This is a genomic window from Caballeronia glathei (genome assembly GCF_000698595.1).
Taxonomy (GTDB): Bacteria; Pseudomonadota; Gammaproteobacteria; order Burkholderiales; family Burkholderiaceae; genus Caballeronia; species Caballeronia glathei.
Window position 1 is genome coordinate 1 of the sequence record NZ_JFHC01000093.1, and the last position, 22794, is coordinate 22794.

Sequence of the window (22794 nt, forward strand, 5' to 3'; positions counted from 1 at the left end):
GCGCCCGTCGCGCCGATCGGATGGCCGTGCGCGATCGCGCCGCCGTCCACGTTGACGATGTCCTCCGCCAGCCCGAGCTTCTTCGCCACTGCGATCGGAACGGCCGCGAACGCCTCGTTGATCTCGACGCGCTCTAGGTCGCCGAGCGACCAGCCCGCGCGCGCGAGCGCCTGCAGCACGGCGGGCACGGGGCCGAGGCCGAACATGCCCGGCTCGACCGCGCCGACGCCGAACGCGGCGAGCCGCACCATCGGCTCGATGCCGAGTTCGTCGGCCACCCGCCGGTCCGCGACCAGCACCGCCGCCGCACCGCTGTTGAGTCCCGGCGCGTTGCCCGCGGTGATCGTGCCGTCCGGGCGGAACGCCGGGCGCAGCTTCGAGAGGATGGCGAGGGTCGAGTCGGGGCGCGGCTGCTCGTCGCGGGCGAACGTGATGATCTGCTTGCCCGCCTTCACGTCGACGCCGACGATCTCCGCGTCGAATAGCCCCTTCGACTGCGCCGCCGCGAAGCGCTGCTGCGAGCGCTCCGCCCAGCGGTCCTGCGCCTCGCGCGTGATGTCGAACTGCGCGACGAGGTCTTCCGTGTGCCATCCCGAATGCTCGCCGGAGAACGCATCGACGAGACCGTCGCGCAGCATGCTGTCGTGAATCTGCGCGTTGCCCATCCGGTAGCCGTGGCGGCCGCCGTCGAGCAGGTACGGCGCGCGGTCCATGTTCTCCATGCCGCCCGCGATTCCCAGTCGCGCGACGCCCGACGCGATTTCGCTCGCCACGGTGGCGATCGCCTGCGCGCCCGAACCGCACACGCGGTTCACGGTCATCGCCGGCACGGATACCGGCACGCCGCCCGCCACCGACGCCTGACGCGCGGGATTCATGCGGTTGCCCGCCTGGATCACGTTGCCGAGCACGACGGAATCGATGTCCGACGCCGTCAGGCCGCCGCCCGCCCGCCGCAGTGTTTCGCGCACGGCGGCCGCGCCGAGATCGGTGGCCGGAACGTCCTTGAACGAGCCGTTGAACGCGCCGATGGCGGTGCGCACCGGATGACACAACACGATTTCATGCGAATTCATGTGCAGTTACCTCGATATCAGGACGGATTCAGGCGTGCGCCGGTTCGCCGGCGCTCTTGAGATACGCGGGCTCTGCGCTCGACAGCGATGCCTTGATGGTGCGGCCCGTGTCGTCGACGAGCACTTCCTCCTGGCCGCGCTCGACGGCTTCCAGCACCTTGCGCACGACGTACTCCGGCGTGGTTTTCGGGGCGGTGATGGCAGCGGTCATGTCGGTATCGATGAAGCCGGGATGCACGCCCACCACGAGCGTTCCCTGCTCGCGCAATTCCTGGCGCTGCACGTTGGTGACGGCCCACGCCGCGGATTTCGACGCGCTGTACGCGCCCCCGCCCGGCAGTTGCGCCCAGCTCAGCACCGACAGAATGTTGATCACCGCGCCGCCGCCGTTGCGCTTCAGGACCGGCGCGAACGCCTGCGTGAGCGTGAGCGGGCCGATCACGTTGATTTCGAAGAGGTTGCGCACGCCTTCGGTCGACGCCGGGTCGATCAGCTTGCCGCGCGTGGTCGCGCCCGCATTGTTGATCAGCACCTGAACGTCGGTATAGCGCTCGGCCGCGGCGGCCACGTCCGCGGGATTGGTGACGTCGAGACGGATCGCCTCGACGCCCGGCAGCTTGACGCTCTGCGGATCGCGTGCCGCCGCGTAGACCTTCGCCGCGCCCGCTTCCAGCAGTGATTTTGCGAATTGCTGTCCGAGACCGCGGTTCGCGCCCGTGATCAGTACCACTTTGCCCTTGATCTGCATGCTTTGCTCCGTTGATCCCTGAATTGCCGCTTGCTCAAGTGCATATACACTATTGCGGCGATAAAAAAGACCGCGGCTGCCGCGGCCCTTGCCATTGCTTACGACGTCAATTCCAGCAGCGACCTGCGCAGTTCCCGCGCACGGTTCTGCCCGAACTTCTGCTCGAATTCCGCCTGCGCCGCCTCCCAGTGCACCCTCGCCTGCGCGAGCGTTTGCTTGCCCGCGGCGGTAAGGCGAAGCGCCATCGCGCGGGTGGCGGCCGATTCCTGCGCCGCCTCGACGATTCCGTCGCGCTGCAGCGGCTTCAGGGCGCGCACGAGCGTCGTGCGGTCCATCACCATATCTTCCGCAAGCTCGGCCATCTGGATGCCGGGCCGCCGTGCGATCGCCGCGACCAGCGTGAACTGCGCCGCCGTCAAACCCGCCGACGCCAGGTGCCGCTCGTACAGTTGCGACACATAGCGAGCCGCCTGCCGGATGGCGAAGCAGTTGCAGTCCAGATAGGAGGAAGTGGTCGAAGTCATGGTTTGAGCATAGTTGTGCATATGCACTTTGTCAAGTGCGGCAGCGCTGCATCGACCGTTCGAGCGTCTCGTAAATCTTCGGACGAGTGCACTGCGACACGTTGAACCGCAGGAAGCCGGCCGCCGTCTGCGACACGCTGAACACGTTCCCGGGCGCGAGCACGACGTCCTCCGCGAGCGCGTGGCGGGCGACAGCGGCGGCGTCGAGCCCGCCCGGCAGGCGCGCCCACACGAACATGCCGGCGCGCGGCGAATGCCAGATGTCGAGCCCGAGGCCCGTGAGGCGCTTCACCGCGACGCTCATCGCGTCGGCGAGACGCGCGTGCATGGCTTCCAGGTGGCGGCGGTACGTGCCGTCCAGCAGAAGACGCAACACGAGCGCGGACGTGAGCGGACTGTTGCCGAACGACGTGGCGAGCTTCAGGTCGACGAGCGGCTCCACCCAGTCCGGCCGCACCGCGATGAAGCCGCAGCGCGCCGCCGCCGAGAGCGTCTTCGAAAAGCTGCCGATGACCGCCACGCGCCGCAGGCCGTCGAATGCGGCGAGGCGCGGCGCGGGCTCGCGCTCGAAGTCTGCGAAGATGTCGTCCTCGATGATCAGCAGGTCGTGCTCTTCCGCCAGCTTCAGCACGCGATGCGCGACGGGCGCGGAAAGCGTCGCGCCGGTTGGGTTGTGGATCGCGGCATTGGTCAGATAGAGGCGCGGCCGGTGCTCGGCGAGCACGCGCTCGAAGTGCGCGAGATCCGGCCCCGATGGCGTGAACGGCACGCCCACGACGCGCACGCGATGCGCGCGCAGCATCGCCTGGAAGTTGAAATAGCACGGATCGTCGACGACCACCGTGTCCCCCGCTTCGAGCAGGAAGCGGCACAGCAGGTCGAGCGCGTGGCTACCCGAATCGGTGAGCACGATCTGCTGCGGCGACGCATCGGCGCCGTGCTGCGCGAGCCGCAGGCCGAGCTGGCGGCGCAGCGCGGGCAGGCCGAGCGGCGAGCCGTAGTCGGACAGCGGCGCCGCGGGATCACGGGCGATCGCGCGCAGCGCGCGGCGGATCGCCTCCTCGGGCATCCACGACGACGGCATCCAGCCGCAACCGGGCTTCAGAAGCTGCGGGCCGTCTTCGAGCGACTGCCGCGTGATCCACAGCGGATCGACTTCGCGGTCGAGCTGGGGGCCGAGTTGCGCGAGTTCGAGCGGCGGCGCGTGCCCCGCGACGAAGAATCCCGAGCCGCGGCGCGAGGCGATCAGCCCTTCGGCGGCGAGGCGGTCGTAGGCGTCGACGACCGTCGTTTTCGAGACGCCCGCGCGCGCCGCCATCTCCCGTATCGACGGCAGGCGCGCGCCGGGCGCGAGCGAGCGCCCCGCAATGCGTTCGCGGATCGTGCGCATCACCGTGCTGACACGCGAGGCGTCGTCGTCCTTCGCGCTTTTCATCGAGGTGCTCATTGAACTGCTTATCGAACTGTATTGGCAATTGAACAGGTACAGTTTGCTCGAATTGTACTGATGCGTATCTTCACCGATTCCGCGCCCGCGTGCATGCTTTTCGAAACTCCGGAGCATGTCGATGCAATCAGGCAACCAATCCTTCACCGGCTGGACGAGCGGCTTTCTGGGCATGCTGATCTTCAGCGGCTCGCTGCCCGCAACCCGCCTCGCGGTGCAGGGACTCGATCCCCTCTTCCTCACGTTCGCCCGCGCGACGATCGCGGGCGTCCTCGGCCTCGCGCTCTTGCTCATGTTTCGCGAAAGGCGTCCGGGGCGCGGCGACCTCGTGCCGCTCGCCGTGGTCGCGCTCGGTGTCGTCGTCGGGTTTCCGCTGCTGACCGCGATCGCGCTGCGGCATGTCACGTCGGCGCATGCGGTCGTTTTCATCGGTCTTTTGCCGCTATCGACGGCGATCTTCGGCGTACTGCGCGGCGGCGAGCGCCCGCAGCCGGCGTTCTGGCTCTTTTCGACGCTCGGCAGCGCAATCGTGATCGGCTACGCGCTGCGGCAGCAGATCGATGCCTCGGCCATCGGCGACGCGCTGATGGTCGCGGCGATCGTCGTCTGCGGTCTCGGCTACGCCGAAGGCGCGCGGCTTTCGCGGCGGCTTGGCGGCTGGCAGGTGATTTCGTGGGCGCTCGTGTTTTCGCTGCCCGTGATGCTGCCGCTCGCCATCGGCACGCGGCCGGCCAGCTTTCACGACGTCGGCAGCGGCGCGTTGTGGGGTCTCGCGTACGTGTCGCTCTTCAGCATGCTGATCGGCTTCGTGTTCTGGTATCGCGGCCTCGCGCTCGGCGGCATCGCGGCCGTCGGCCAGCTTCAGCTCCTGCAGCCGTTCTTCGGCCTGCTCCTTGCCGCGTGGCTGCTGCACGAAACCGTGCCGCTCTCGATGATCGCCGTCACGCTCGCGATCGTCGCGTGCGTCGCCTCGGCGCGGCGCTTCGCCCACGCTGCGCCGAAGGCGGCATAAGCACCGGCGCGGGCTCACACAGCCCGCGCCGGTGCCGCCGGGCCGCGCGACAGGCCCCGAGCAAACTCGCGCGCCTCCTCGCGCCACCCTCTCCTGTGCCGAAATCCGCACTCGCCGTGCGACGAAAAGCCAAGACGCGGCGAATTTGGCTTTCTAAATTGCGCATGTCCGCTGGTCGCCCGGTAACGGGAACGAAAGGCCGGCGACCGGCCAGCCGGCGCGCCGCGCGGACGACGGGCAAGCCCGCCTATCCCCGCGGCCCCGGAAAGGGCCCAGTCGGATGCCAAACCAAAAGGAGAGGAAAACATGGGTGTGCGTACAAGCCTCAAACCGCTTGTCTGGATGCTGGCCTGCGCCGGAACGCTCTCGGCGGTGCCGCTTGCCGCGTCGGCGGCAGACCTCGCCGTGAAGGTCGGCTTTGCCGCGCCGCTGACCGGCGCGAACGCGGGCTACGGCAAGGACCTGCAAAACGGCGTGCAGCTCGCGCTCGACGAAGCCAACGCGAAGAACATCAAGATCGGCGGCAAGACCGCGCGCTTCGAGATAGCCGCGCAGGACGACCAGGCCGACCCGCGCGTCGGCGTGCAGGCGGCGCAGAAACTCGTCGACGACAACGTCGCGGTCGTGGTCGGCCACTTCAATTCAGGCACGACGCTGCCCGCGTCGCGCGTGTACGAGACCGCCGGCATTCCGGTGATCGATCCGGCCGCCACTAATCCGACCATCACCACGCAGGGCTTCGCGAACGTCTTCACGGTGATTTCGAGCGACGCCCAGAACGCGGGCAACGCCGGCGTCTACGCGGTGACGACCACGAAGGCGAGGCGCATTGCGATCATCGACGACCGCACGGCCTTCGGCCAGGGCGAAGCCGACGAGTTCGAAAAGGCCGTCAAGGCGAAGGGCGGCACGATCGTCGCGCGCGAATTCAGCGACAACCAGACCGTCGATTTCAGCGCGCAGCTCACGCGCCTGAAGGCGGTCAATGCCGACCTGATCTTCTTCGGCGGCCTCGACCGGCAGGCGGCGGCGGTCGTCAAGCGGATGAAGCAGCTCGGGATGAACGCGCAGTTCGTCGGCGGCGGCGGCGTGATGGACGCGGATTTCCTCAAGCTCGCGGGCGACCCGGCCGAAGGCGCGCAGGCGTGGGAGTACGGCAGCCCGCTCGACAAGCTGCCGCACGGCAAGGCGTTCGACGAGAAGTTCAAGAAACGCTTCGGCGTCGAGATCCTTTCGTATGCGCCGTTCGGCTACGACGCCGCGTGGGCCGCGATCCACGCGATGCAGCAGGCGCAGTCGATCGACCCGAACGTCTACCGTCCCGCGCTGAAGAAGGTGTCGTTCGAGGGCATCACCGGCCCGATCGCCTTCGACGACAAGGGCGCGCTGAAGAATGCGTCGTCGACGCTGTATCAGGTGAAGAACGGCGCGTGGGTGCCGGTCGTCACCAAGCACGGCATGTGAAGCCGCGCGATGCGGCCCGTGCGCCGCATCGCGCTTCAGGCGGCCTGCAGGTACGCGCCGAGGCTTGCGCGCGTCGCGGCCGCCTCCTCCTCCAGCCACTGCGCGAACTGCATGAGCGCGGGCGACGGCGCGGGCCGCTCCGGATAGATCAGGTGATACGCCGCGCCGCTCGGCACGCACAGCGAAAACGGCGTGATGATGCGCTTCGCCCGCAGGTCCTCCTCGATCAGCGACAGATCGCCGATCGCCACGCCGAGCCCCTGCATCGCGGATGAAATGGCGAGGTCGAGCGTGTCGAAATGCTGCGCCTTCGCCGACGGCAGGCCGCGGCAGCCATACGCCTCCAGCCAGCGCAGCCAGTCGCGGCGGTCGCGCGTGGGATGCAGGAGGGTCTTGTCGGCGAGATCGTCAGGGGTGGCGGCACGCCCCCGCTTGCCCTTCCACAGGCCGGGCGCGCAGACGGGCGTCAGCACTTCGTCGAAGAGATGATGCGCCGTCACGCCCTTCACGGCCGGCTTGCCGTATACGATGGCCGCATCGAACTGCTCGGCATTGAATTCCACCCCGTGCGACACCGCCGCCGTCACCTCCACCACCAGATCGGGCCGCTCGTTCTGCAGCCGGATCACGCGCGGCAGGATCCAGCGCATGGCGCAGGTCGGGCATTTCACGCGCAGCGTGCCGGACTGCGCGCCGCTCTTTTCGAGCGCCTCGCTGATCTGCGCGAATGCCTGCTGCAGCGGCGCGAGCAGCATGGCGCCGTGCGGCGTGAGCGCGAGGCCGCGCGCCTGGCGCACGAAAAGCGCGTAGCCGAGATGCGCCTCCAGCCCCGAAATCTGCCGGCTGACCGCGCCCTGCGTGAGATTCAGGACGTCGGCGGCACGCGTGAAGTTCAGCTTCTGCGCGACGACCAGGAAGGTTTTCAGGACGTCGAGGGACGGCAGCGGTTTCATCGGGTGAATCACTCTAGGCATGAATCGGAAACATGGCTAGTATGACAAACTTTCGATTGTCCGCGCATTATTGCCGCGGTTGAATCATCGAAATTGCTTTCCGGAGTCATCGTCGTGAAAAGTGCCTGGATTCCCCAGTCGAAATTGCCGAACGTCGGCACGACCATTTTCACCGTGATCGGCCAGCTGGCCGAGGAACATCACGCGCTGAACCTGTCGCAGGGCGCACCGAACTTCGCGTGCGATCCGAAGCTCGTGGAAAGCGCCGCGCGAGCCATGCGGGCAGGACATAACCAGTACTCGCCGATGTCGGGCGTCGTCGCGCTGCGCGAGGCGCTCGCGGTCAAGACCGAAAAGCTCTACGGTGCGCAATACGACCCGGGCACCGAAATCACGGTGGTGGCGAGCGCGAGCGAGGGCCTTTACGCATCGATCAGCGCGCTCGTGCACCCCGGCGACGAAGTGATCTACTTCGAGCCCTCGTTCGACAGCTATGCGCCGATCGTGCAGTTGCAGGGCGCGACGCCGGTTGCGATCAAGCTGTCGGCGCAAACGTTCCATATCGACTGGGACGAGGTCGCCGCGAAGATCACGCCGCGCACGCGCATGATCCTCATCAACACGCCGCACAACCCGAGCGGCAGCGCGTTCACGTCGCACGACATCGAGCGGCTCACGGCCCTCACCCGCGACACGAAGATCATCGTGCTGTCCGACGAGGTGTACGAGCACGTCGTGTTCGACGGCGCCCTGCACCACAGCATGGCCCGCTATCCGGAACTGGCCGAGCGCAGCGTGATCGTGTCGTCGTTCGGCAAGTCGTATCACGTGACGGGCTGGCGCGTCGGCTTCTGTCTCGCGCCGGCCGCGCTGACGGACGAGATCCGCAAGGTCCACCAGTTCATGACCTTCTCCGCCGACACGCCGATGCAGATCGCGTTCGCCGAAGCGCTCGCCGACGAATCGAGCTACCTCGGCCTCGGTGCGTTCTATCAGCGCAAGCGCGACATCCTCGCGAACGCGCTCGCGGCGTCGCGTTTTGAACTCTTGCCCAGCGCGGGCAGTTTCTTCATGCTGGCACGCTTCAGCGCGTTTTCGGACGAGACCGACAGCGACTTCGTGCTGCGCCTGATCCGCGAGGCGCGCGTCGCGACGATTCCGCTGTCGGCGTTCTACACCGACGGCACCGACAACCGCCTGATCCGACTGAGCTTTGCCAAGGACGACGACACGCTGCTCGAAGGCGCGCGCCGCCTCTGCTCGATCTAGACCTTCAATCCGGGAGACCAACATGATCAAACTGAATCACAAGCTCGCCGTCGCACTCGCACTCGCGTGCTCGTTCGCCAGCACCGCGGCGCTCGCCGCCGACACCCTGCGCTTCGGCCTCGAGGCGCAATATCCGCCGTTCGAGTCGAAGTCGGCAACGGGAGAATTGCAGGGCCTCGACATCGACGTCGGCAACGCCGTCTGTGTGGCCGCGAAGATGACCTGCAAGTGGGTCGAGACCTCGTTCGACGGCCTGATTCCCGCGCTCCAGGGCCGCAAGTTCGACGCGATCAACTCCGCGATGAACGCCACCGAGCAGCGCCGCCAGGCGATCGATTTCACGACCGTCGTGTATCGCGTGCCGACGCAGCTGATCGCGAAGACCGGCAGCGGCCTCCAGCCCACGGCGGAGTCGCTCAAGGGCAAGAGCGTCGGCGTGCTGCAGGGTTCGATCCAGGAGAACTACGCGAAGGCGCACTGGGCCAGCAACGGCGTGAACGTCGTGCCGTATCAGGACCAGAACCAGGCGTACGCCGATCTCGTCGCGGGCCGCCTCGACGGCACGCTCGTGCTCGCGCCCGCGGGGCAGACGGGCTTCCTCTCGAAGCCGGACGGCAAGGGCTACAGCTTCGTCGGCGCACCGGTGCGCGACGACAAGATCCTCGGCAGCGGCATCGCCTACGGCGTGCGCAAGGGCGACGACGCGCTGAAAGCGAAGCTCAACGCCGCGATCGAAAAGGTCAAGGCCGACGGCACGATCGACAAGTACGCGAAGAAGTACCTCGGCGATATCGACATTTCGGCGAAGTAAGCTGACGTAATAACCAGGAAGACGGATGAAAGGTTAAGCCGCCGCGTGCAGCGTTTTATCGGCGCTGGCACACTGGCGACTTTATTTCCGGGCGCGACCCCCGTCGCAGCCTTTTCATCCGGACTTCCGCATGAGCACGCCGCAACCCGCCGCTGCGCCGCCGCCTCCGCTCGAAGGCGCGCAACTCGTCCTCGCGACGTTCGCCGTCGCGCTCGCCACCTTCATGAACGTGCTGGATTCGTCGATCGCGAACGTGGCGATTCCGACGATCTCAGGCAACCTTGGCGTCTCGGTCAACGAAGGCACCTGGGTCATCACCGTCTTCGCGGCGTCCAACGCCGTCTCCATTCCGCTCACCGGCTGGCTGACCCAGCGCATCGGCCAGATTCGCCTCTTTGTCGGCGCGATCCTGCTGTTCGTGATTTCGTCGTGGATGTGCGGGCTTGCGCCGACGCTGCCCGTGCTGCTCGTCGCCCGCGTGCTGCAGGGCGCGGTGGCGGGTCCGCTGATTCCGCTGTCGCAGGCGATCCTGCTCGGCTCGTATCCGAAGGAAAAGGCGTCGATGGCGCTCTCGCTCTGGGCAATGACCGCGACCGTCGGCCCGATCGCGGGCCCCGCGCTCGGCGGCTGGATCACCGACAGCTACAGCTGGTCGTGGATCTTCTACATCAACATTCCGGTGGGCCTCTTCGCCGCGGCCGTCACGTGGATCATCTACCGCAGGCGCGAATCGCCGACGCGGCGCGCGCCCATCGACACGGTCGGCCTCGCCCTGCTCGTCACCTGGGTCGCGTCGCTGCAGATCATGCTCGACAAGGGCCGCGACCTCGACTGGTTTTCCTCGCCGGTGATTGTGACGCTCGGCATCGCCGCGGCGATCGCGTTCGCGTTCTTCGTCGTGTGGGAGCTGACGGACGCGAATCCGGTCGTCGATCTGCGGCTCTTCGCCGGACGCAATTTCTTCGGCGGGACGGTGGCGATTTCAGTGGCTTACGGCGTGTTCTTCGGCAACCTCGTGCTGCTGCCGCAGTGGATGCAGCAGTACCTGAACTACCGTTCCGTGGACGCGGGCCTCGTCACCGCGCCGCTCGGCGTGTTCGCGGTGGTGCTCGCGCCCGTCATGGGCAAGGTGCTGCCGCGCAGCGACGCGCGCGTGATCGCGACGCTCGCCTTCGTCGGCTTCGCGATCGTGTTCTACATGCGCTCGAAATACGTGATCGAGATCGACACCTGGCATCTCGTCATGCCGACGCTCCTTCAAGGTATCCCGATGGCGCTCTTTTTCGTGCCGCTCACGTCGATCGTGCTGTCGGGACTGCCGTCTTCGAAGATTCCGGCGGCGGCGGGGCTGTCGAACTTCGCGCGCGTATTCTGCGGCGCGGTGGGCACGTCGCTCGCGGGCAACGCCTGGGACAACCGCATCGCGCTGCATCACGAGCGGCTCACGGAGCAGGCGAACATCTACAACCCGTCGTTCATGCAGTCGCTCGGCATGTCGCAGGCGACGCTCAATGTCAGCGAGGCGCAGGCGCGCGGGATGTTCAATTTCACCGTCAACACGCAGGCGGCGATGATGGGCTTGAACGATATCTTCTTTGTGTCGGCCGTGATCTTTCTCGCAATCATTCCGCTCATCTGGATCACCACGCGGGCGAAGGGTGGGGGTGGGGCGGCGGGGGCGCATTAGGAGGGTGCAGGGCGTGCGGCCGAGGGGTGCGCGGGGGACGAACTGCCAGGAAACGCACCTGACTTTAGGACGATTCCAGTGGATCGTCAGGCGAGCAGGGTCTAAACATTCGGGTTCGACAATCGATAAAACGAGGCGACCCTGTGAAACGAAGCTACGTGAAGGTCGGCGATCTGACGACAAGCGGTGCGCGCGTCGTCGAAGGGATCGAACGCATGACTCACCACGGAACGATGCTGTCGTTTCTGGGTGCCAGGATTTACTGCCCGGCGTGCAAATCGGAGGGCCATATCGTCGCCACGGGCCCGCGATGGCCGGACAACCTGATGGGAAAGCACGCCGCGCTGGACGGCGACCTTGGCCTGTGCAGGTGCGAACCGGCGCCACGTCTGATCGCCTCGCAGGGCGACATGTTTCAGGCATTCGAGGTCCATGAACTGGTCGCCTTGGGGTTCGAACCGGGCGGCAGTCCGCCCGCTGCCACTGAACCCGACGCGCGCGCTGTCGCCGCCTTCGACGACCGATTCGTTCTATGCAACGACGCGGGCAAGCCATTGGCCCGGATCGGTTATGCGGTGCGGCGTCAAGCGGGCGATTTCGAGTATGGCGAAACCGATTCGCAAGGACATACGCATCTGCTCGCATCGGACGCGAACGCCGAGCGCGTCGAACTATTCATTGCGGGGTGACATGTCGGAACAGACACATACCGGCCCCGATGGCGTCAAATATCGAAGGATCGCGACACGCAGCCTGACTCCCGTCACGAACGCCGCCGCGAAAGAGATCGTCGTCGATACGGCCACGGTAGAAATCGTAATCAGCGATTCACGGCTTCACAGCATGGGCTCGCAATGGGGACACGTCGCAATCGACATCGACGGCATCGTGCACAGCCGTGCGCACGAAGAGTACGTAAGGGTCGACAAACACACCTATTTTCATGGCGGCACCGTGGCGCTCGCGAACCGCGTCGTCCGGACGCACGGAAATTTGTGGCGCGACAACATCGGCCTCGTGTTGCGCGTGTCGCCCAAGCAAAAGCTAGTCATACGCACGGAGCTTGAACGCCGTATTGCTGTCGACAGGGCATTCAAAAGGAAGCACCCCAACTCCTCGACGTACAGCATCTTCGACAACAATTGTTCGTCGAATGTGGCCGACGTCCTCGCAACCGCCGGGATTCTGGCGCACGACCCGCGCTGGCTGCCAACACCCGTCACGCCTGCCGAAATCGATGGCGTGCTTCAAAAATCCAGGCGACTCGCGCGACGAAACTACTACCCCAAGCAGGCAAATGAATGAAAGGGCGATACCTTGCAATTGCCGCGCTTCAACTCGCGTTTATCGTCATATCAGCTGTTCTGCGACGTCAGACGTGGCCCGAAATAGATTTCAGCGAAGGCGTGCGGCCCATGTCGCTTACAGCACGGCTCGCCAGCGGGTTTCTTTTCGCCTGGCTGACGACGATCTTCATTGCCGCCTTCGCCGCGTTCAGGGACCCGCGAAATCGAACTCTGATCATTCTCTCGCTGATCCTCCTTCTGCCCTTCTTCGAGTTCCTCGGCTGGCTCATTGCTTCTTTCTGAACCCGTTGCATGACGGGCAATGCCATGTGGAAACGTGAGGGATTCACCCCCTCACGACTTCAACCCGAAATCCACCCGCGTGGGCGCGCCCTTGTCCTTGATCCCGTCCGCGCTCAGCTTCGGCGCAACGATATAAATCCGCTTGTTGTCGATCTTGCCCTCGAAATACGTCTGCACGTTCGACGCGCGCCGCTGCGCGAGCGAGCGCAGGTCCGCCTCGTCGATGGGCGCATTGTCCGCGAGCGCCTGCTTCATCTCCTCGTCGGGCAGCGTCTTCGTCATGCCGATCATGTTGCGCGGCTTCTTGAAGTCCGCCGCCTTGTACACCTGCGTCAGATAGCGGGTGTATTCCTCCGGCGACACGCTCACCGTCGACGGATCGACGCTCGCACCCTTGCCCACCGTGTCGCGGATCTTCGCGAGCTTCACCTGCCGGTCGACGTAAGCCGCGCGCAGCGCGGGCTCGTCGATAGCCGGATCCACCCGCGCCGACAGATCGAGCTTGATCGACGGCTTGTCGGCGAGCGCCTTCGCGATCGTGTCGAGCTTCTTCTGCGCCGCATCGTTGAGCGTGGCCGAGCCCGGATCGAATTCGACGTAGCCAAGCTCCTCGCCGCGCCCGCCGAATGCGTTGGCCAGCAGCGTGAACGGCGCGGTGACGGCCTTCTGCACCAGATTGACGATGGCCTGCCAGATGAGCCCGCCGAGCGAGAACTCGGGGTTCGAGAGCGACCCGGAAATCGGAATGTTCACATCGATCTCGCCGCGCGAATTCTTCAGCAGTGACACTGCGAGCCGCACCGGCAGCTTCGTCGCGCTCGGGTTGTCGACATGGTCGCCGAATGTCAGCTGGTCGATGAACAGGTGATTGTTCGCGGTCAGCCTGTCGTCGGCGAGCATGTAGTGCAGGTCGACATTCAGCTTGCCCTTCGTGATCGGGTAGCCCGCGTACTTCGACGAATACGGCGTGAGATTCGTCAGCTCGATGTCGTGCGCGCTCGCCGTGAGGTCCAGCGAAGGCTTCACGATGAGCGGATTCACCTGTCCCCTGATCGACACCGGGCCGTTCGGCGCGAGCTTCGCAGCCACGTTCACGGGCGCGGGCGTGGTCGAATGCGTGCCGAACGCGCCGATCGTGCCGTTGATCTGGACGAGGTTCGCCGTGTAGTTCGGCTTGATGAAATTGTCGGTATAGGTGACGCGGCCGCTTTGCAGCACCAGTTGTCCGAAACGCAGGTTCACCGGGAGATCGGGGCCGGTCGCGGCGGTCACGTTCTGCGGCGCGCTCGCCACGGCCGGCGCGGACGCGGCCTCGCTCTTGTCGCGCGTCACGGACTGCGCCGGGCCGCTCTGCTTCGCCACGACATCGCGCAGATTCAGCTTGCCCTGCGCGTCGAGCAGCACGCGGCCGTAGAAGTTGGCAAACACGACGCGCGCCGCGTCGACGTCCGTGCCGCGCTCGTCGTGGTTCACTTTCACGTTCGTCAGTCCGAGCAGCTTCCAGCCCGCGAAGCGGTCGGAACTCGCCTTGTCGACCATGCGCACGTCGGTGAGCGACACGTCGCCCTTGTAGGACGCCTTGAGCGCGCGGCCGCTGCCCGCCATCGCGACGTCGCCGTTCGCGTTCAGCAGCGCGCTCGCCACCGTGACGTTCAGCCTGTCGCCGAAATACGGCTCGAACGCCGCGGCATCGACCTGATTGCCGTCCACATGCAGCGCGACTTTCAGCGGATCGACCGTCACCGTGCCGCCCACGGCAAGCGCGCCCCGGCCGTTGAGCGTGAGCTTGCCGTCCACGGCGAGCGGCTTCGTCAGGTCGTCGCTCACCTGCCGCACGCTCGCGGCAAGCGGCGCGATGCGCAGCTTGACCGGCTTCGACGTGGTTTCGTCGGTGATATTGGCGGCGCCGTCGGTGAGCGCGATCTGCCCGATCTGATAACGCCACGCAGGGCCCGCCGCCTGCGCCTTCTCGAGCTTGCGCGCGATGCTCGGCTCGGGCGCCGATTCGCGCGCCCCGGCGAGCGCGGCGAGGTCGATCGTGCCGTCCTTCCTGCGCGTGGCGTCGAGCGAAAGACCGTTCACCTGGACACTGTCGAGCGCCGCCGTGCGCGCGGCCACGTCGATCTTGCGGACCTTCGCGACCGCCGATGCGAGCGAGACCGGCGCCGCGCTCGCCGCCGGCACGAGCTTGAGCGACTTCACCGTCACGTCGCCCTCGCCGACCTGGATCTGCGCCTGCGGCTGCGACCAGTCGACGCTCACCGGCAGATGCGCGCCGAGCGTGCCGCCCGCGATGCGCGCCGCCAGCATGTTGCCGGCGTACGGCTGGAGCGGCGGCAGCGCGAGCGCGTCGAGCGCGAGCTTGAGATCCGCGCGCTTGCCCGCGAGCGTGAAGCCGCCCGAGGCGTTCAGCGTGCCGCCGTTCATCAGCGACGTCTTGAGCGTATAGCGCGCGGGCGTCCTGGAAAGCGTCGAGAAGCCGTCGAGCGTGACGGCCAGATTCGTCATGTCGCCTTGCGTGCGCTGCGCCACCAGGCGGTCGTCGAACGCAATCCTGCCGCCGTCGACGGCGAGATGCGTGATGGCGAGATCGAGCGGCGGCGGCGCTTCGTCGCCGGGCGCAGGCTCGGACGCCTTCTGCGCCGCGGCCGGCGCGAGCTTCTGGAAGTTGAGCACGCCCTGCGCGTCGCGGGCGACCTTCACGTCCGGCTGCGTGAGACGCACCTCGTCGAGGTGATAGAGGTTGCGCAGCGGCTCCGCGTTCGCCACCTTCACGTGCAGCGCGCGCGCCGCGACGAGCGGCGCGTTCTGCTTGTCGGTCACGGCGAGATCGGCGAGATCGGCCGTGCCGTTCACGCGGATCGTCGGCACCTCGTCCGCGATCGAAAAGCGCAGGTTCAGGTCAGTCGTAAGACGTCCGCTCCTGATCGCGACGGGCAGCGACGCCGGCGCGTAGGACGCGACCTGCGGCACGTCGAGGTCGCCGAGCGTGAGCGCGATCTCCGATTCACGCGACTCGGAGAACGGTTTCGTGCGGCCGGTGATGGACAGCGGCGAGCCGTCGATGCGCGCCTGCAGCGACGGCGTGACGAAAATGTCGGTGGCGGACGGCAGCGTTGCGATAAACGGAATGCCAAGCGCAAAGCGGTCGATCACGTGCCGCGTCTTGAGCAGGCGGTCGTCGAAATCGATGCGGCCGTTCTCCAGCCGGATATTCGAGACTGCGAAGCGCGCGGGCTTCGACGGCTGCGGCGACGGTTTCGAGAACTTCGCGATCAGGTCGGAGAAATTGAACCGCGCGGCGTCGTAGCGGGCGATCGAGATGCGCGGCGAATCGATCTTCACCTCGTCGATGATCGGCGCCGCGCGAAAGAGCGACGACCACGACGGCTGCACGACGAGCCGCTCGATATCGATGAAATTCGCGGCGTTCCCGGGAGCATTCGCCGGCGCCTCGCCGATATGCACGCGATCCGCTTCGAAGCCAAGCGTATAGGGATTGAGCGCAATGCGGCCGATCGTCACCGGGCGGCCCAGCTGTTCGGCGAGCTGCTGCTCGGCCACATGCCGGATCAGCGGCGGGGCGGCGAAGAATCCGAGAAGGCCGATGACCGCGAGCGCGATCAGAAGACCGATTACGATGCGCCGCGTGCGCCGTGCATGCGCAACGCCGCGGAGGGTTTGCGTGGCCGAGGCCAGGGAATGCTTGGTGACACTAGCCATTCGATGCGTTGGGCGCGGCGGAGCACGAGGGGCCCGGACTCGCGGCGCCGTTCCGGAAGTGTGATGTCCGAGTATACGACGATGCACCGCGCAATCGTTGTCCTATTCTTCCTGCGACCGATGCGCCGATGCGCCGATTCCCCGGTTCGTCCTTCGACCGCGCGGCGCGACCCTACTGGCGCTGAACGGCGGGCGGGGCCCACGTGCCGTCGCTTGCCTGCGGCTTCGGCGCGTAGAGACGCATCATCAGCACGAAGTCGCCCTCGGGCGCGGGCAGCCAGTTCGACGCGCGCGCCTTGCCCGGCGAGCTCTCCGACACGATCACGTCGACGGAGCCGTCGCGGTTCTTCCGGAGCTTGTCGCGATCGGAAATCGACAGGCGCGGCACCTTGCTGTCGACGAGCGCGCCGTCCTTCGTGTACGCGGTGAGCGTCCAGAAGCCGCGCACCGGCGGCAGCTGGTTCGGCTCGAAGTGCAGCACGTAGCTGTTCGCGCCGTTGAGCGGGTGATCGTCGCTGTCGACGCCCGCGACCGGCTTCACTTCGCTTTCCTTCGTGCCGGTGCCGGGCTGGCGGCGGGCGAGGAACGCGCGCAGGGTGTAGTCGGAGCCGTAGTTGCCGACGCCCTCGCCGAACCATGTCCAGCCGTTCTTCGTCAGCGCATTCGACGGAATCGTCGCGAGCCGCTCGCGCGCATCGGCGAGGCCGGAGGCGAGCAGCGGGGCATCGCCCTTGCGGAACTGCACCGGCTCGCCGGGCTTCACGCCGAGATCGGCGAGCTGGCTCATCGCGTGCGCATCGTCGGCGGCGGGCGGGCTGTCGTCGAGCGCGCGGGCAAGGCGCGTGAAATACGCGGTGGCGTCGAGCGCCTCCGCCTGCTCGGGCGGCGAGGCGAGCGCGGTGGCCGTCGCCGGCCGGTCGGCGGCGCCGGTCGGCCACGCGCCGCTCACCGCGGGCGCGGCGCCGGACGCCGAACCGGGCGCCCACGCGGGCGACGCATCCGGCCCGGCGCCCTTCGCGCTCGAGAGCGTCTCGACGCGCATCGCGGTCTGGAGCTTGCGCGCCTCGCGCACGTCACGCACGCCGTTCACGCGCACGCGGATCGACAGCCACACATAGCGGGTGGGCGCATCGACGCGCTGAACGCCCGCCGGCAGCGTGCCCTTCCAGCCCGCCGGAACGAACGCGATGGTCTGGGCCTTCGGAAACGGCGTGCGGTCGGCGCTCGAATACAGCACGTTGGTCCACGCGTCGAAGGCGCGGGCGTCGTAGAACCGGCCGCGCGGCGCGGCCGGCAGCGACACGATCACCGGCTCGCTTTGCAGGTCGAGCCACGCAGTCGATTCGAGCGTATCGACGCTCGGATAACCCGGCGCGCCGACCGGCGGCAGCGCGGTCGCGTGACGCAGCGTGTTGAGCGGCGCCTGGCCGGGACGGCTCGCGTCGCCGCCCGCCGCGCGCTCGCGCGCAAGATCCGATGCCACCAGCGGAAAGCCGAACGTGTAGGCATCGGCCACCTGATCCTTCAGCCAGCCGCCGTTGCTCTTGGATTCGGGAGCCTTCGTGGCGCAGCCTGCCAGCATGGCTGCACTGCTCAGACCGGCGGCCATCCAGAGGGCCGCGTGCAACGGGAACGTCCAGCGTCGATTAATTTTCATTCGAGTTCGAATCCGATTTTTTGCCTTGTCACCATCCGTCGCAACGCATCGCGGCCCCGCTGCTCCCCCGGCCCCGTAACACGGCGTTGCACTGCTTTTCATTATCTTGGAATCCGGGTTTTATCTTATCTGCCAAGGATAGGCAAGAAGCGTGTGAAACACATGCACTCCACGCTGCGCGGGCCTCGCCAGAGTTCACGGCGCGGGGTTCCGGTGTCCGTCGGCATCGCGTACCATCAGGCGATATTTATCCCAATTTCAGAGCACGCGATGTACCTTCCCGCCCATTTCGAAGAAACCCGTGCCGAGGCGCTGCACGGGCTGATCGCCGCGCACCCGCTCGGCGCGCTCGTCACGCACGGCCCGACCGGGCTCGACGCCAATCACCTGCCGTTCGAATTCGATCCCGCCACCGGCGCGCACGGTACTCTACGCGCCCACGTCGCCCGGGCCAATCCCCTATGGCGGGAGATTCGGGAGCAGGAGGACGTGCTCGTGATCTTTCAGGGTGCAACCGGGTATATCTCCCCGAACTGGTATCCGAGCAAGCACGAGGCGCATCGGCAGGTGCCCACCTATAACTATCTGGTGGTTCATGCGCACGGCCGGATCGGCGTGCACGACGACGAACGGTTCCTGCGCGGGCTCGTCGCGCGCCTCACGCGCAAGATGGAAGCGGCCGAGCCGGTGCCGTGGAAGATCGGCGACGCACCGAAGGACTACATCGACCAGATGCTCGGCGCGATCGTCGGCCTGGAAATCGAGGTGACGCGGCTCGTCGGCAAGGCGAAGCTCTCACAGAACAAGACGGACGCCGACCGGCGCGGCGCGGCCGAAGGCCTGCGCCGCCACGGCAGGGACGAAACCGACGCCCTGGCCGACGCGATGCTCAAGGCGCCGCCTCTCCCCGAATAAAAAAGCCGCTTGACCTTCCAATGATTGGAAGGTCGATACTGGTCTCATTGGGGCGGAAATCCATTCCCTGGCCCCAGCCAGACCGGAGCATTTGTCATGTCCAGTACGTCAACTGAAAGCAAAACCGCCGAATTCGCGGTCGGCGGCATGACCTGCGCGTCGTGCGTGGCGCGGGTCGAGAAGGGATTGAAGCGCGTGCCGGGCGTCGAGCACGTGTCCGTCAACCTCGCGACGGAAAAGGCGACGGTGCGCGCCAATCCGTCCGTCACCGACGAAGCGCTCGTCGCCGCAATCACGAAAGCGGGCTACGAAGCCACGCCGATCGTCGCCGACGCGCCGCCCGCCGCCCCCGTGCGCCCGGCGGCGCTCTCGCGCGACCGCGAGTTCGCGGCCGTCATCGTGTCCGCGCTGCTCACGCTGCCGCTCGTCGCACCGATGCTGGGCGTGCCGCTCGCGCTCGACATGTGGGTGCAGCTCGCGCTCGCGAGCGCCGTGCAGTTCGTGTTCGGCGCGCGCTTCTACGTCGGCGCGTTTCACGCGGTGCGGGCGAAGGCCGGCAACATGGATCTGCTCGTCGCGCTCGGCACGTCGGCCGCGTGGGGGCTGAGCGTGTACCAGATGTTCGTCCATCCCGGGCACGCGATGCACCTGTATTTCGAGGCGGCGGCCGTCGTCATCACGCTCGTGCGCTTCGGCAAGTGGCTGGAGGTGCGCGCGAAGCGCCAGACCAGCGACGCAATCCGCGCCCTCAACGCGCTGCGCCCGGACCGGGCGCGCGTGCGCGACGCCTCCGGCGAGCGCGAGATTGCGCTCGCCGACGTGCGCATCGGCGACATCGCGATCGTCCGCCCGGGTGAACGCGTGCCGGTGGACGGCGTGGTGCGCGAGGGCCGCACGCATATCGACGAATCGCTGATCACCGGCGAAAGCCTGCCCGTCGCGAAGGAGCCGGGCGCGCGCGCGACCGCGGGGTCGATCAACGGCGAGGGCGTGATCGCCATCGAGACCACGGCGATCGGCGCGGAAACGACGCTCGCGCGGATCATCCGGCTCGTCGAATCGGCGCAGGCGGAAAAGGCGCCGATCCAGCGTCTGGTGGACCGCGTGTCGGCGATTTTCGTCCCGGTGATCCTCGTCATCGCGCTCGTCACGCTGACCGGCTGGCTCGTGCACGGCGCGAGCGTGGAGACAGCGCTGCTGAACGCTGTCGCCGTGCTCGTGATCGCCTGTCCGTGCGCGCTCGGTCTCGCGACGCCCACCGCGATCATGGCCGGCACCGGCGTCGCCGCGCGCCAGGGCGTGCTGATCAAGGACGCGCAGGCGCTCGAAGTGGCGCACCGCATCAAGGTCGTCGCGTTCGACAAGACCGGCACGCTGACCGTCGGGCGTCCGGCGGTGACGGCCTTCGAAACTGCGCCGGATGTCGGGCGGACCGAGGCGCTCGGCCTCGCCGCCGCCGTGCAGCGCATGAGCGACCATCCGCTCGCGCGGGCCGTCGTCGCGGCGGCGGATGATGCGAAGGCCCCGCGCTTCGATGCCAGCGAGGCACGCGCGGTGGCGGGCCGCGGCGTGGAGGCACGCGTGGCGTCGCATGCCGGCACGCACGCCGGCGATGCGAAGCGGCTTGCGATCGGCAGCGGCCGCTGGATCGAAGAACTGCATGCGGACGTACCGCAAGCCCTTGCCGCGCGGGCCCGCGAGCTCGAAAGCCAGGGCAACACGGTGTCGTGGCTGATCGAATCGGATGGCGGTGCGGAACTGGCGGCGGGCGGCCCGGTCCGCGTCCTCGCGCTGATCGCGTTCGGCGACACCGTCAAGCCGACCGCACGTGCCGCCGTCGCGCGGCTCGCGGCGATGGGCGTGAAAAGCGTGCTCGTGACGGGCGACAACGCGGGCAGCGCGGCGAGCGTTGCGCAGGCGCTCGGCATCGCGCCGGACGACGTCCACGCGCAAGTGCTCCCCGATGACAAGGCGCGCGTGGTCTCGCAACTGAAGGCGTCGACGGATGGCGTCGTGGCGATGGCCGGCGACGGCATCAACGACGCGCCCGCGCTCGCCGCCGCCGACATCGGCATTGGGATGGCGAGCGGCACCGACGTCGCGATCGAGGCGGCCGGGATCACGCTGATGCGCGGCGATCCGGCGCTCGTCGCGGACGCGATCGACGTTTCGCGGCGCACGTACCGCAAGATCCAGCAGAACCTGTTCTGGGCATTCGTCTACAACCTGATCGGCATTCCGCTCGCCGCGTTCGGCCTGCTCGATCCGATGGTCGCGGGCGCCGCGATGGCCTTTTCCAGCGTGAGCGTGGTGACGAACGCGCTGCTGCTCAGGACGTGGCGCGCTCAGGCGGGCGCGCTTCCCGCGGGCGACAACGCCGAAGCCGATGCCGACCGCGCGGGCAAGCCGATCACGCGTCCCGCGTAGCGGGCTTCGCGCGTATCGCCGCAGTGCGCGGCGATGCGCTCCGCGATGTCTTCGTCGAACCGGGCGGCCTTCGGGCCGCCGCTCGTATCGATGTGCAGCAGCATCTGCTCGCTCGCCGACACCGGCTCCCCCGCGTCGACCTCGAACATTTCCAGATACAGATGAATCCGCTTCGCGTCGTGCGCGAGCACCTGCGCGTCGATGCGAACCTGCGCGCCCTCCTTGATCTCGCGCAGGAAGTTCACATGCGCTTCGAGCGTGTAGATCGTGCGATGGCGGGTGCGGCGGGTGGCGTCGTCGAGGCCGATGCGGTCCATGAACGCATCGGTCGCAAGGCTGTAGATCAGCATGTAGAACGCGTCGCGCAGATGGCCGTTGTAGTCCACCCACTCGGGCTTCACGGTGTCGCGGTAGATCGTGGATGCAGCGGCCATCCTGGCTCCTTCAGTCGTCGATTGCGTGGCGCGCCTTCGCGGCGGCGATCGCGTCGAGCACGCTCGCGATGCAGTCGTCGCGATAGCGCTCCAGTTCCTTGATGCTTCGCCCGCCCGTTTGCCGCGACGTGCCGTCGACGACGCGGTCGATCAGTTCGTCCGTGAGCTTCGGCGCGACGAGTTTGGTCCACGGCAGTTCGAGGGCGGGGCCGAACTGCTGCATGAAGTGTCGCATGCCGGCGTCGCCGCCTGCCAGCGTGTAGGTGAGGAACGTGCCCATGAACGACCAGCGGATGCCGGCGCCGAAGCGGATGGCGTCGTCGATTTCTCCTGTCGTCGCCACGCCCTCGTTCACGAGATGCAGCGCCTCGCGCCAGAGCGCTTCGAGCAGGCGGTCGGCGATGAAGCCCGGCACTTCCTTGCGCACCTTCAGGGGCCGCATGCCGATGGATGCATAGAAGCTCATTGCAGCGTCGATGCTTTGCGCCGACGTGCGCTCGCCGCCGACCACTTCCACGAGCGGCAGCAGATAGACCGGGTTGAACGGATGCCCGACCACGCAGCGTTCGGGATGGAGCGCACGGGCGTAGAAATCCGTCGGCAGCAGGCCCGACGTGGAAGACGCGATGATCGCATCCGGCTTCGCGGCGCGGCTGACGCGTTCGTGCAGCGCGAGCTTCAGGTCCTCGCGTTCGGGCGCGCTTTCCTGAATGAAGTCCGCGTGCGCGACGCATTCCTCGACCGTCGCGACGAGATGCAGGCGCGCCTGCGATGCGCCTTTTGCGAGTCCGGCGCGCTCGAGCGCGGGCCACGCATTCGCCACATTGGACCGGAGCTGTTCCCCGGCGCCCGGGGCCGGGTCCCATGCGACCACATCAAGGCCATGCGCGAGTGCGCGCGACACCCAGCCACTGCCAATCACGCCCGCGCCCAGCGCGGCAAATGTCTTTACTTGCATGTGCTTTTGATCCTGTTGAGTTCTTGTGTGTAACTTGCGGTTGTTGCTCGCGTCTATGTGGCCGCTGGCGCTTTGACCTTGCCCCCGTTCGACGAATCCC

At 67.2% G+C, this 22794-nt stretch carries 19 protein-coding genes; 10 read left to right on the top strand and 9 right to left on the bottom strand.

Annotated elements, in window-relative coordinates:
- The 4 genes from BG61_RS34010 to BG61_RS34025 form a co-directional block, all read right to left on the bottom strand.
- A partial coding sequence (locus BG61_RS34010) for a thiolase family protein (protein ID WP_035942689.1) occupies positions 1–1076 on the bottom strand: 1076 nt, incomplete at its 3' end.
- A gap of 28 nt (positions 1077–1104) precedes the next feature.
- On the bottom strand, positions 1105–1824 hold the full coding sequence (locus tag BG61_RS34015) for an SDR family oxidoreductase (RefSeq protein WP_035937360.1): 720 nt from the start codon (positions 1822–1824) through the stop codon (positions 1105–1107).
- Between the two features lie 98 nt (positions 1825–1922).
- Positions 1923–2348: a MarR family winged helix-turn-helix transcriptional regulator gene (locus tag BG61_RS34020; protein ID WP_035937443.1), complete on the bottom strand. Its 426-nt coding sequence runs from the start codon at positions 2346–2348 to the stop codon at positions 1923–1925.
- Between the two features lie 31 nt (positions 2349–2379).
- Entirely contained in the window at positions 2380–3783 is a 1404-nt protein-coding gene (locus tag BG61_RS34025) for an aminotransferase-like domain-containing protein (RefSeq protein ID WP_035937440.1), read from the bottom strand.
- A gap of 133 nt (positions 3784–3916) precedes the next feature.
- Here BG61_RS34025 and BG61_RS34030 point away from each other — a divergent pair, with 133 nt between their 5' ends.
- Together BG61_RS34030 and BG61_RS34035 are read left to right on the top strand one after the other, a co-directional pair.
- Positions 3917–4807 carry a DMT family transporter gene (locus BG61_RS34030; protein WP_035937439.1) on the top strand — a complete coding sequence of 297 codons (891 nt, stop codon included), beginning with the start codon at positions 3917–3919 and terminating at the stop codon, positions 4805–4807.
- A gap of 306 nt (positions 4808–5113) precedes the next feature.
- The gene (locus BG61_RS34035; protein ID WP_035937356.1) at positions 5114–6271 is read left to right on the top strand and encodes a branched-chain amino acid ABC transporter substrate-binding protein; all 1158 of its coding nucleotides are present in this window, start codon (positions 5114–5116) and stop codon (positions 6269–6271) included.
- Between the two features lie 35 nt (positions 6272–6306).
- Here the strand turns inward: BG61_RS34035 and BG61_RS34040 are convergent, their stop codons facing one another.
- The gene (locus BG61_RS34040) at positions 6307–7224 is read right to left on the bottom strand and encodes a LysR substrate-binding domain-containing protein (RefSeq protein ID WP_035937352.1); all 918 of its coding nucleotides are present in this window, start codon (positions 7222–7224) and stop codon (positions 6307–6309) included.
- A 114-nt stretch (positions 7225–7338) separates the two neighbouring features.
- Here BG61_RS34040 and BG61_RS34045 point away from each other — a divergent pair, with 114 nt between their 5' ends.
- From BG61_RS34045 to BG61_RS34070, 6 genes are all read left to right on the top strand, one after another.
- Positions 7339–8493, top strand: a complete 1155-nt coding sequence (locus BG61_RS34045) for a methionine aminotransferase (protein WP_035937436.1) — start codon at positions 7339–7341, stop codon at positions 8491–8493.
- 22 nt (positions 8494–8515) lie between these two features.
- A complete protein-coding gene (locus BG61_RS34050; protein WP_035937350.1) occupies positions 8516–9304 on the top strand; it encodes an ABC transporter substrate-binding protein in 789 nt (262 codons plus the stop codon).
- A 130-nt stretch (positions 9305–9434) separates the two neighbouring features.
- Positions 9435–10991, top strand: a complete 1557-nt coding sequence (locus BG61_RS34055) for a DHA2 family efflux MFS transporter permease subunit (protein ID WP_035942690.1) — start codon at positions 9435–9437, stop codon at positions 10989–10991.
- Between the two features lie 143 nt (positions 10992–11134).
- Positions 11135–11680, top strand: a complete 546-nt coding sequence (locus tag BG61_RS34060) for a PAAR domain-containing protein (protein WP_035937475.1) — start codon at positions 11135–11137, stop codon at positions 11678–11680.
- 1 nt (position 11681) lies between these two features.
- Positions 11682–12296 carry a hypothetical protein gene (locus BG61_RS34065; protein WP_035937473.1) on the top strand — a complete coding sequence of 205 codons (615 nt, stop codon included), beginning with the start codon at positions 11682–11684 and terminating at the stop codon, positions 12294–12296.
- Positions 12293–12580, top strand: coding sequence for a hypothetical protein (locus tag BG61_RS34070; protein WP_035942691.1), 288 nt, complete (start codon positions 12293–12295; stop codon positions 12578–12580). The genes BG61_RS34065 and BG61_RS34070 overlap by 4 nt, the downstream gene beginning before the upstream one ends.
- Positions 12581–12631: 51 nt before the next feature.
- Here the strand turns inward: BG61_RS34070 and BG61_RS34075 are convergent, their stop codons facing one another.
- Positions 12632–16303 carry a DUF748 domain-containing protein gene (locus BG61_RS34075; RefSeq protein ID WP_035937470.1) on the bottom strand — a complete coding sequence of 1224 codons (3672 nt, stop codon included), beginning with the start codon at positions 16301–16303 and terminating at the stop codon, positions 12632–12634.
- 172 nt (positions 16304–16475) lie between these two features.
- Positions 16476–17960 (bottom strand): DUF1254 domain-containing protein, encoded by a 1485-nt coding sequence (locus BG61_RS34080; protein WP_035937469.1) that lies wholly within the window; start codon positions 17958–17960, stop codon positions 16476–16478.
- Positions 17961–18230: 270 nt separating this feature from the next.
- Between BG61_RS34080 and BG61_RS34085 the strand changes: the two genes are divergently transcribed.
- Both BG61_RS34085 and BG61_RS34090 read left to right on the top strand, forming a co-directional pair.
- Entirely contained in the window at positions 18231–18875 is a 645-nt protein-coding gene (locus BG61_RS34085) for an FMN-binding negative transcriptional regulator (protein WP_035937467.1), read from the top strand.
- A 96-nt stretch (positions 18876–18971) separates the two neighbouring features.
- A complete protein-coding gene (locus tag BG61_RS34090; RefSeq protein ID WP_232256372.1) occupies positions 18972–21302 on the top strand; it encodes a heavy metal translocating P-type ATPase in 2331 nt (776 codons plus the stop codon).
- On the opposite strand, the gene BG61_RS34095 is transcribed toward BG61_RS34090, so the two are convergent.
- Together BG61_RS34095 and BG61_RS34100 are read right to left on the bottom strand one after the other, a co-directional pair.
- Positions 21221–21736 carry a thioesterase family protein gene (locus tag BG61_RS34095; RefSeq protein WP_035937466.1) on the bottom strand — a complete coding sequence of 172 codons (516 nt, stop codon included), beginning with the start codon at positions 21734–21736 and terminating at the stop codon, positions 21221–21223. The two genes, BG61_RS34090 and BG61_RS34095, sit on opposite strands and share 82 nt — an antisense overlap.
- Before the next feature lie 10 nt (positions 21737–21746).
- The gene (locus BG61_RS34100) at positions 21747–22694 is read right to left on the bottom strand and encodes an L-carnitine dehydrogenase (RefSeq protein WP_035937463.1); all 948 of its coding nucleotides are present in this window, start codon (positions 22692–22694) and stop codon (positions 21747–21749) included.
- Between the last annotated feature and the right edge of the window lie 100 nt (positions 22695–22794).